This window comes from Martinezella rhizogenes (genome assembly GCF_027460065.1).
Taxonomy (GTDB): Bacteria; Pseudomonadota; Alphaproteobacteria; order Rhizobiales; family Rhizobiaceae; genus Agrobacterium; species Agrobacterium rhizogenes_C.
The window spans coordinates 48,015-59,669 of record NZ_JAPYZZ010000008.1; the positions used below are offsets into that span (position 1 = coordinate 48,015).

Sequence of the window (11,655 nt, forward strand, 5' to 3'; positions counted from 1 at the left end):
ATCCAGCGAGAACTGCATATGTCCGACTATACCAGCGCTTCAAACCAGGATCGGAACGCCTTTCGGGTCGCCGTCATCGGTATGGCAGGCCGCTTTCCGGGAGCCTCCGACATTGAGAGCTTCTGGGATAATCTGGTTCACGGCCGGGAGTCGGTCAAAGAATGGACCGACGAGGAACTCAGCGCGCTGGGTGTGCCGCCCGAGCAGCTTGTCGATCCGGATTTCGTGCGGGCTTCAGCACCGCTGGAGGGCGCCGACCAGTTTGACGCCGATTTTTTCGGCTACAGCCCCAGCGAGGCGGAAATTCTCGATCCACAGCAGCGGCTGTTTCTCGAATGCGCCTGGGCGGCGCTGGAGCGCGCCGGATATCAGGGCGACACTTTCGACGGCTCCATCGGCGTCTATGCCTCGAGCGGCTTCAATACCTATCTTCTGAACCTGCACGCCAATGCCGCGGTGCGCCAATCGATCAGCCCCTTTGAACTGTTCGTCGCCAACGACAAGGACTTTCTGGCGACGCGCACGGCTTACAAGCTCAATCTGCGCGGACCGGCCATGACGGTGCAGACGGCCTGCTCTTCATCGCTTGTTTCCATCCATGTCGCGGCCCAGAGCCTCATTGCAGGCGAATGCGATATTGCGCTCGCGGGCGGCGTGACGGTTTCCCGTTCACATGGATATGTAGCGCGCGAAGGCGGAATATTGTCTCCGGACGGTCATTGCCGGGCGTTCGATGCGGATGCCGCCGGAACCGTTCCGGGCAGCGGCGTCGGCGTTGTCGTGCTCAAGCGGCTTGAAGATGCGCTTGCAGACGGCGATACGATCAACGCTGTCATCATCGGTTCGGCCATCAACAATGACGGCGCGCTGAAGGCGAGCTTTACCGCCCCGCAGGTGGACAGCCAGGCCATGGTCATAAGCGAGGCCCACGCCGCCGCAGGAATATCGGCCGATTCCATCGGTTATATCGAAGCGCATGGCACGGGAACATCGCTGGGCGACCCCATCGAGATCGCGGCGCTGACGCAGGCCTTTCGCAAGACGACGACGCGCACCGGATATTGCGCCATCGGCTCCGTGAAGACCAATATCGGCCACCTCGATACGGCCGCAGGCATTGCAGGCTTCATCAAGACCGTGCTTTGCCTCAAGCACGGCAGGATCCCCGCAAGCCTTCATTTCAAACAGGCAAACGCAAAGATCGACTTCCCGGCAAGCCCCTTTGCGGTCAATACGGCCCTGCGAGACTGGGATGCTGTGGAAAGCCCCCGGAGAGCCGGCATCAGTTCTCTCGGTATCGGCGGAACGAATGCGCATCTGGTGCTGGAACAGGCACCAACCGACGCAGGCGCGCGCGCCAGGACGCAACCGGCATCGCCGCAGCTTCTGGTATTTTCAGCGCGCAATGATGCAGCCCTCTCGGCACTGCTTTCGGCACAGGCGAAAGCGTTCGAGGCGAACCCGGAACTTGCGATCAACGACGTTGCCTTCACGCTGCGTCATGGTCGAAAGGCTTTCAGCCATCGCCAGTCGCTGGTTGCGGATGATCTGGCGTCAGCCGCAACGGAACTGCACCGTCTTGCTGCCCAAAAACCATCCATTGCCGGCAGCACGCCGTCCCCGGTCTTCCTGTTTCCCGGACAGGGAAGCCAATATGCCGGAATGGGCAAGGATCTCTACGAGCGGGTGGAGCTTTTCCGTGCGCCTTTCGATGCCTGCGCGGATCGTCTTTCCAAGATCATGCAACGCGATTTCCGCGCTGATCTCTTTGCCGGACATGAGGATATCCATAATACGGAATTTGCCCAGCCAGCGCTGTTTGCCGTGGAATATGCCCTTGCAAAGGCATGGATGGCGCAGGGTGTGATACCACAGGCGCTCCATGGCCACAGCATCGGCGAATATGTGGCGGCCTGCCTGGCGGGCGTCTTCGATCTGGATACGGCACTTTCGCTTGTGGTGGCGCGCGGACGGTTGATGCAACAGGCCGCCCCGGGCGCAATGCTTGCGATCGTTCATCCCGACGCGCCGATCGACCGCTGGCTTAACGCTGACATTGCCCTGGCGGCCAGCAATGCGCCGGGCCTCAGCGTCGTTTCAGGCAGCACGGACGCCATCGCAAGGCTCGAAACGGAACTCAAACAGGCGCGTTACGTGACGCGGCGGCTGAAGACCGGACATGCGTTCCATTCGCCGATGATGGCGCAGGCCGCAGCGCGCTATCTGGAGGAACTGCGAAATGTCAGGCTTTCCCCGCCATCCATTGCGATGATCTCCAATGTGACGGGAACCTGGCTGAGCGCCTCGCAGGCGACGGATCCGAATTACTGGGCCAGACATCTGGAAAAGACCGTGCGTTTCGACGAGGGGATGCGAACCCTTCTCGGCATAGACAATGCAGTCTTCATCGAGGCCGGATCCGGCTCGGCACTGTCGGGTCTCATCAGCGAACAGGCTATCGCGGAAGACCGGATCATACCGTGCCTTGGCCGTGCCAGACCGGAAAACGAGACGGGCCAGTACCTTGCCGCACTGGGACAATACTGGCGGACCGGGGGGCATCTCGACTGGCAGGCCGTATCGGCTGAAGGCAGCCGCGTGCCGCTCGCCACCTATCCGTTTCAGGGGCAGCGTTACTGGATTTCCGCCAAGACGGCGGAAAATCAGGCGCCCGTCTCCACCGCCATCGACAGCGCCAAAATCTATCGTCCGACATGGCAGCGCCTGCCGCCGGCAACCCCGGCAGATTGCAGAAACCGCCGTGTCCTGATCCTTGATGAAGGACGCATCGGCAAATCCCTCGCCGCACGGCTGGAAGGCGCCGGCGCTCAGGCTTATCGCGCCATTGAAGGCGACAGGTTCGACGAGTGCGATTTCCGCTGCTTCAGCCTTGCCGGACATTGCGCGGCGGATTTTGCCCGGCTGCTCGAAACTCTCGGCGAACGCGGGGCTCTGCCACAGGACATCCTATATCTCTGGCCGCTGAAGCCCGGCCGGCGGGACGAGGTTACGACCCTGCTCAATCTCGTGCGGGCGCTCACCGCACAGGGGCACAAAAGTAATCTGACGCTGGTGACCAATGGCGCAACGGATGTTACCGGCCTGGAAAATCTCGACGAGCTGCAGTCTCAGTTGTCGGGCATCCTGAAGGTTGCGGGCCAGGAATATGAAGACCTGACCTGCAGGCACATCGATATCATGGTGGCGCAGGACATGGCGGATCAGGCGGTTGCGGATCGCCTCCTGGCGGAATTCAACGGAACCGGTCCAGTGGTCGCCATAAGGGGCCCGCATCGCTGGTCGCATGGATTTGCGCCGCTCGACCTGCCTGAACCGCAGGCAGCCGCCCGCCTGAAGAAAAACGGCATTTATGTCGTGGTCGGCAATATCGCCGAAGGTGTCGGCACCGTCTGGCTGGATCATCTGGCGAAAATATCCGGCACACGCCTGTCCGTGCTGCACTCCATCAAGGATGAGGAGACCGCCATTCAGTTGGATGCAGCTCTCGATACGCGCCGGATCGACTGCAATGATCCCGTTGCCATCGGCGCGGCACTCGATGAGGTGGTGTCGAGGCATGGCCGGATCGACGGAATTTTTCTGAGCATGCCTCAGGCAAACCGGCAGGCGGCAGCGCCGCTCTCAATGATGGACGACACGCATCTCAGCTACAATGAAGCGGTTCGCATCGCGCCGCTGCGGGCGCTCATAAAGGCGATGGAGCAACGGCGGGCAGGTTTCTGCTGCATCCAGTCATCGCTCGCAACCGTCATCGGCGGTGTGGGCTTGGCCGCCTATACATCGGGATATCAGGCGGTGGAGCTGCTTGTGGCTGCCCAGTCGCGCAGCGCGAGAATGCCCTGGTTCGCCATTGGTTATCCGCTCATCGATGTGCTGGCCGCCGGCAAACGTTCATCGCTCGACACCAACGCCTATGCGGTTGCCTCTGATGATGCCTGGGACCTGACGAGAAGGATCATCGAGAACGGCATTACCGGCACAACGATGCTTTCGCGCAGCGACATCACCGTTGCCCCGACGGCGGTCAAGAAGGCGCAGCTGTCGAAGGCGGCTGTTTCGGGGCGTGCAAGGCCGGCGATGTCCACACCCTTCATCGCCCCGCGCACCCACACCGAAACCACGGTCGCGGGCATTTTCGAAGAACTGATCGGCGTGAGCGGGATCGGCGTCGATGACGGGTTTTATGAGCTGGGCGGCCACTCGCTTCTGGCCATCCGCGTTGTCGCCAAGCTCAGGGAAACATTCCCGGTCAAGATCGAAATGCGCGAACTCCTCTTCGAAAACCCGACGGTCGCCCGCGTGGCGAGCATGATTACCGCCCATATGCCTGATGAAGGCGACCTGGACGAGATGGCAGCGCTGTTGATGGAAATCGAAAGCCTTTCCGACAGTGAAGTCCAGAGCGCGCTTGGAGGAGCAGAAGCACGATGAACGAATTCTACGCCAAACTCGCGAACCTTTCGCCCGAGCGCCGTCGCCTCATAGAGCAACGTCTTGCCGAGCGGGGATATCAGTCGGCTCTCGATACCGTCATTCCGGGACGTGAGGAAGGCGATGGTGATCGGCCCCTGTCCTTTGCGCAGCAACGCCTGTGGTTCATGCAGCAGCTTGAACCTGACAACACGGCTTACAATATGCGCAGCATCCTGCGGTTTCGCGGGAAACTCGACAGGACGGCGCTGGAAGAGGCGCTGGCGAAGGTCGTACAACGGCATGAACCGCTGCGAACGCGCTTCATTCCCGGCGCCGACGGCTTTCCGGAGCAGGATATTCTGGCGGCCGGCGACGCGGAAAGCGAATTCCTCGACCTCGCGCAGGACACCGATGCGGAAGCCGCAGCCAAGCAGCACATCCTGCAACGGCTTTCCGAACCCTATGACCTGAGCCATCCGCAATTGCGCGCAATGCTGGTGCGCCTTTCGGCCGAAGATCATCTGCTGGCAGTCGGGCTGCATCACATCGCCGGCGACCGGTGGTCCATGACCGTGCTCGCCCGTGACCTCGCGGGCTTCTACAAGGAGACGACCGGCCAGTCACACCATCTGCCTGATATTCGCGTTCAATATGCCGACTGGGCGATCTGGCAGGGAAAGATGCTGCGCGGCCCGGTGCTTGAAAACCAGCTCGCATACTGGAAAAAGGCGCTCGGAACGGATCTGCCGGTGCTGGACCTGCCATTCGACCGTCCGCGACCGCCCATCGCCACTTTCCTCGGCGCACAATTTGCGGTTTCCGTCGACCCTGCACTTTCAGGACAGCTGAGGGCGCTGGCACGGGCACATAATGTCAGCCTCTACGTTCTGCTTCTCTCCGCTTTCAAACTGGTGCTGCATCTCTATTGCGACAGCGACGACATCGTCGTGGGCAGCGAAGTTGCAAACCGCGACCGGCCGGAAACCCAGGCGATGATCGGCCCTCTGGTCAACACGCTGGTGCTGCGCACCGATCTCGCGGGCAATCCGGATTTCTCCGGCCTGCTGCAACGCATCAGTGAGACTGTCCGCACCGGCCTGGCGAACCAGGACGTGCCTTATGAGCGGATCGTCGAGGCTCTCAATCCAAAACGCTCCCTGTCCGAGATGACGCCGCTGTTTCAGGCAAAATTCGATCTTCAGCACAATCTGGCAAGATTGCCTGAACTCGACGGTCTTGCCATCGAGACACTGCGCCTGCCCGATGGTGCTGCAAAAAACGAAATCCGCTTCAACCTTGAGGACAATGACCCCGACATCGGCGGCAAGATCGAATATGCAACCGATCTCTTCAATGAGGAGACGGTTGCCACGATCTGGCGGCGTTTCGAACATGTATTGCGCACGATCGCCGAGGACCCCGCCCGCCGTCTGTCGGAATTCTCCCTTCTTTGTGACGACGAGCAGCAGGAGCAGATCCGCCGGTCTGCCGGTCAGGCTCTGGCACCCAACGGGCTTTGCCTGCACGAGATGCTGACGGCGCAGGCGGCGCGCACACCGGAAAAATCCGCAGTGGCCAGCGAACATGGCGGCCTCACCTATCGGGAGCTCGATCAACGAAGCGACGCGATTGCCGCTGCGCTCGCCGCCGGCGGGTTTGGCCGCGGCTCCATCGTCGGGGTCTGCATGCAGCGCACGCCGGATCTCATCGCGGCCCTGTTCGGTGTGTTGAAAGCCGGCGCGGCCTATGTGCCACTTGACCCTGACTATCCGTCCGAGAGGCTTGCCTTCATTGCACGGGATGCGGCCATCAGGGTCGTCCTGACGGATAGCGATCGGCTGGCATTCGACGCCACGGATGAACTGACCCTCCTTGAGGTCGGCAAACTTCCCGATGCGGTCTTTTCTGCCGCTCACGCCTGCGATCCGGCCGATCTCGCCTATATCATCTATACATCAGGCTCGACGGGACGACCGAAGGGCGTGGCGATCACGCATGGCAATGCCGCCGCCCGCATGCAGTGGACCGGCAGCAATTTCACCGGTGACGAGCTGGCAGGTGTCCTGGCATCGACCTCAGTGTGCTTCGATCTCTCCATATTCGAGATTTTCGGCACGCTTTCCTGCGGCGGTCAGGTGGTTCTGGCCAACACGCTCTTCGATCTGCCGCGTTTGCAGCATGTCGCCGAGGTCAGCCTGATCAACACCGTTCCGAGTTTGCTGCGCGAATATCTGCGCCACGACACGCTTCCGACATCCGTGCGCACCATCAATCTCGCCGGGGAGCCGCTGCCGCCGGTCCTGCTTGAAGAACTGGCGAAGAAGGCGCCGCAGGCGCGCATACACAATCTCTACGGGCCTTCGGAAGATACGACTTACTCGACGGGGGCGATGGTTTGCGCCGTCAACGGGGAAAAAACGGTTTCCATCGGCGCACCCCTGCCCGGAACGGAAGCCTATGTCCTCGACCGGGCCGGACGTCTCCGGCCTGACGGTCTTGCGGGCGAACTTTATCTCGGCGGAGCCGGTGTCACCCGCGGATATCTGCGACGCCCGGGCCAGACGGCCGAGCGTTTCGTTCCCGACGCTTTTTCCGGCAGGTCGTGCGCCTATCTCTACCGCACCGGCGACCGGGTCAGGCGCCGCGCGGATGGCACGCTGGAATTCCACGGACGTCTCGATAATCAGGTCAAGATCAGGGGCCTGCGGATCGAGACCGGCGAGATCGAGCACTGGCTCGAGGATATCGATGGCGTCAACGAGGCAGTCATTGCAGTCATCGGTGATGAAGCAAGCCCGGAACGCCAGCTGGCCGCCTATATTTCACTCGATGCTGGGCGACAGCTGACGGTGGACGACATCCGCTCTGCACTGGCAAGGCAGCTGCCCTCCCACCTCGTCCCGGCCTTATGGACCATCCTGCCGGCCATGCCGCATCTGCCGAACGGCAAGATCGACCGGAGTGCCCTGCGCGCACTTGAAATAAAGACGCCAGAGGGAAGCGGTACCGCGCCGCGAAACCATGTTGAGGAACGGCTTGCAGCCATATGGCAGGACGTCCTTCAAACCAGCATGATCGATGTCGAGCGCAGCTTCTTCGAGATGGGCGGACATTCGCTGCTCGCCATCAGGATCATTGCCCGTATCAAGGCCGATTTCGGGGTTTCACTGCCGCTCAAGGCAATTTTCGAGACACCGACGATCGCCGGGCTGGCAAACCGGCTTGATAATGAGGCCGAGGAAGCCCTCAACGTCGACGGGCTTGCGGTGGTCCATAATCCTGGAGACCGCCATGAGCCGTTTCCGCTGACGGATATCCAGCATGCATACTGGATCGGCCGCAACCAGGGTTTCGAACTCGGCAGCGTCGGTTCCCACGGCTATCGGGAATTCGATATCGACAATCTCGATACCGGTGCGCTGGAAAACGCCATAAACAGTCTTGTCGCGCGACACGACATGCTGCGCGCGATCGTTGATGCCGACGGGCGGCAGCGCGTGTTGGCAGACGTTCCCCATTACGCGCTGCCGGTCGTGGACCTGCGTGATGCGGCCGATCGGGCCACGTGCCTGTTGGACATCAGAAACAGGCTGTCTCACAATATTTTCAAGGCGGACCGCTGGCCGCTGTTTCACATCGAAGCTGCCCGGCTGGATGAAAAAACGACGAGGCTGTTCGTCAGTTTCGATGTTCTCATCGGTGACGCCTGGTCGCTGAAATTGATGGGTACCGAGCTCGCGGCGCTCATGCAGAACCGCGCGCTTCCCGAAATCGGACTGACATTCCGGGATTATGTTCTGTTTGAGAAATCCGCGCATAACAGTGCAGCCTATGAGCGGGCGCGGGAGCACTGGTCTGCCCGGCTAGCCACCCTGCCAGCCTCACCGGATCTGCCACTGGCATGCAACCCATCACAGATCGAGCATCCGCGCTTCACGCGTCGCCGGGGCCGGCTTGCCGCGAAAGACTGGTCACGCTTCAAGGAACTGGCCCAGAGCGCCGGCCTCACCCCGACAGCCGCGATCATGACGATCTTTGCGGAGGTTCTGGCGCGCTGGAGCAGGCGTCAGGATTTCACCCTCAATCTCACCGTCTTCAATCGTGAGCCGGTTCATCAGGACGTGGAAAAGATCGTCGGCGACTTCACGGCGTCACTCCTGCTGGGGCTCGATTTTTCGGCCCGCGCCGACTTCACCACGCGTGCCCGTCAGGTTCAGTTGCGCCTGATGGAAGATCTGGAACACCGGCTTTTCAGCGGTGTTTCCGTGCTTCGCGAACTGGCGAAACAGAACGGGCGCTCCGGCGGTGCCCTGATGCCCGTGGTTTTCACCAGCGTTCTGGGCCAATCCTCGAGAGACGACAACGCTCCGCGTCTCGATACCCGACTGGTGGACAGCGTCAGCCAGACGCCGCAGGTCTATCTCGACCATCAGGTTTCCGAAGATCAGGGCGAGCTTGTCTATAACTGGGATGCGGTCGAGGAACTCTTTCCGCCTGCGATGCTGGACATGATGTTTGCCGCCTATGAGACACTTCTGCGGGCGCTGGCCAGCGACGACGCGGCATGGCAGACCGAGCCTGATATCGTTGATTGTCAGGCATTCGAAACGCTGAACAAAAGGGCGAAAATCGCGCTTCCCGACGACACGCAGCTCCTGCATGAGGCATTTTTCGAGAGAGCTGCGGAAAGCCCTGACAAGATCGCCGTCTGCGCAGGCGGCATCGAACTGACCTACGGACAGGTGGCCGAACGGGCGCTGGCGCTGGCGGCTGATCTGCAGAAGGCCGGAGTAGGTCCGAACGACCGGGTTGCCGTTTCTCTGCCGAAGGGCGCAGGTCAGGTGATCGCCTGCCTCGGTATTCTGGCAAGCGGCGCGGCCTATGTGCCTGTTGACCCCGACCTGCCTGCGCAGCGGCGTTTCGAGCTCGTGGAAGACACGGCGGCCGATCTCGTCATCGCCGAAGGAAGCGACTGGCCGCAGCGGGTAACCGTGATCGCGGTTCCCGAAGATGGCGGAGCCAGACCTTCACCCTCCGTGACCAAACCATCGGATCTTGCCTATATCATCTTCACCTCGGGTTCGACCGGCAAACCGAAAGGCGTGATGATCGACCATCGCGGTGCGCTGAATACGATCCTCGACATCAATCGCCGCTTTGGCGTTTCCACTGAGGACCGGGTTTTCGCGCTCTCGTCGCTGAGCTTCGATCTTTCTGTTTACGATATATTCGGCCCGCTTGCGGTTGGCGGCGCCATCGTCATTCCCGTGCGCGAGGAAGTGTCGGATAATGCCCGCTGGATGAAGCTTCTGCTGCAACATCGGGTGACGGTATGGAACTCGGTGCCGGCCCTTGCGCAATTGCTGCTGGCCGAGCTGCCGGCGCTCAATGAAAAGCCACCCCTGCGCCTGATCATGATGAGCGGAGACTGGATTCCCGTCAGCCTGCCTCCCTCCTTGAAAGCACAATTGCCAGATGCCGATCTCATCAGCCTCGGCGGGGCAACCGAAGCTTCCATCTGGTCGATTTTCCACCCGATCGAGGAAGCACTGCGGGACTGGACGAGCATCCCCTATGGCCAGCCGCTGGCAAACCAGCGCTGGTATGTCCTCGATGATCAGGGGCGGCCCTGCCCGCCATGGGTCACGGGCCGGCTGTTTATCGGCGGCATCGGTGTTGCGCGTGGTTACTGGGGGCGGCCGCAGCTGACCGCCGATCGCTTCATTCCCGACAGTTTCGCGGACGAAGAACAGGCTGAAAACGGCGCGCTGCTGCTTTACGAAACCGGCGATCTCGGGCGGCTGCGGCCGGAGGGACTGCTGGAGTTTCTGGGGCGCGAAGATTTCCAGGTGAAGGTCAACGGCTTCAGGATCGAGCTCGGGGAAATCGAGACCGCGCTGCTGCAAAATGAAAATGTCGCCGAAGCCGTGGTAACGACGACAGGCCAGCCACCTGCCCTCGTTGCCTATATCGTTCCAGATACCCAAGGCAGCCTCATCGGCAAACTGGAAGCGAAGGCCGGCCGGTCAGGCGATGGTAGATTGGGCGATGCCGGAAGAACCATCGACTTGGCCACGCCGGACGGCCTGTTCCACGAAGCGATCGCCCGGCAAAGTCATCGCCGGTTTTTGAGCGCTCCCGCCGAGCTTCAGAGCATCGGCCACCTGCTCGCCAGCATAAGGGCCTTCGATGTCCCCGGCGCACCGCTGAAAAAGGCGCTTTACCCGTCAGCGGGCGGACTTTATCCGGTTCAGACCCACATTCTGGTCCAGGACGGTCGGATCGACGGGCTGTCCGCCGGCTGGTATCGTCATCATCCCGCCGAACACCGGCTGGAATTTCTGGCGGCCGTTTCGCAGGAACAGATCGCGGCAATCGCCGGTAAAAGCGACGATATCGTCCGGCAAAGCGCTTTCCTCGTGGTTTTCACCGGCCTCAAGGCGGCCATGGCGCGCAGCTACGGGCAAAAGGCCAGAGACTTCTGCCTGCTGGAAGCCGGCCATATGGCGCAGGTGATGATGCTGCATGCACCGCGTCTCGATATCGGCCTGTGCGCGGCCGGCGGCGTCGATCTGACCGCCATCGCATCGGCTCTGGCAACGGACGAAGACGAGGAGCCGCTTTACGTGCTCGCCGGTGGGTCCATCGATCCCGCATGGAGCACACAGTGGCAGGCCTCCGCGCAAATGCGGGGTGAAACCCTGTCTGAGCGGCTGCGCGCCTTTCTTGCCGCAAAACTTCCCGCCTATATGGTCCCCCGCGAATTCGTGATCATGGAGCGGCTGCCTCTCAGCGCCAACGGCAAGGTTGACCGAAAGGCCCTGCCCGCACCGGGCGCGAGGGCACACCACAGCGTTGCTCCGGCAACCGAAAACGAGGCCGCATTGCTGGCGATCTGGCACGAGCTCCTGTCCGGTAACAGCGCCGGCGTGGAGGATAACTTCTTCGAAGCGGGCGGTGATTCCCTGACGATCATGCAGCTGCTGTCGCGCATAAGGCAGGAGTTTTCGGTGCACCTGACGCTCGCTCAGCTCTTCGGGGCCACCACCGTCAAAGCCCAGTCGGAATTGCTCGGCTCTCTTTCACCGTCCCTGCCGGGCGGCGTGGAAGCGGGAATTTCCCCGATCGCCGCGCAGACATCCGTAAGCGACCTTTCCGATGATGACGTGGATAAAATGCTGGAGCAGCTGCTCTCCGGCCAAAAGGACCAGTAGACGTGAA

Annotated in this window: 2 protein-coding genes; both read left to right on the forward strand. The window is 61.4% G+C overall.

Translation table 11 applies throughout. From position 1 onward, the window contains the following. Positions 1–18 precede the first annotated feature (18 nt). Positions 19–4,452: a type I polyketide synthase gene (locus O8B93_RS14765; RefSeq protein ID WP_269710704.1), complete on the forward strand. Its 4,434-nt coding sequence runs from the start codon at positions 19–21 to the stop codon at positions 4,450–4,452. Further along, entirely contained in the window at positions 4,449–11,648 is a 7,200-nt protein-coding gene (locus O8B93_RS14770) for a non-ribosomal peptide synthetase (RefSeq protein WP_269710705.1), read from the forward strand. Before O8B93_RS14765 ends, O8B93_RS14770 begins: the two co-directional genes overlap by 4 nt. The last annotated feature ends 7 nt before the right edge of the window (positions 11,649–11,655 follow it).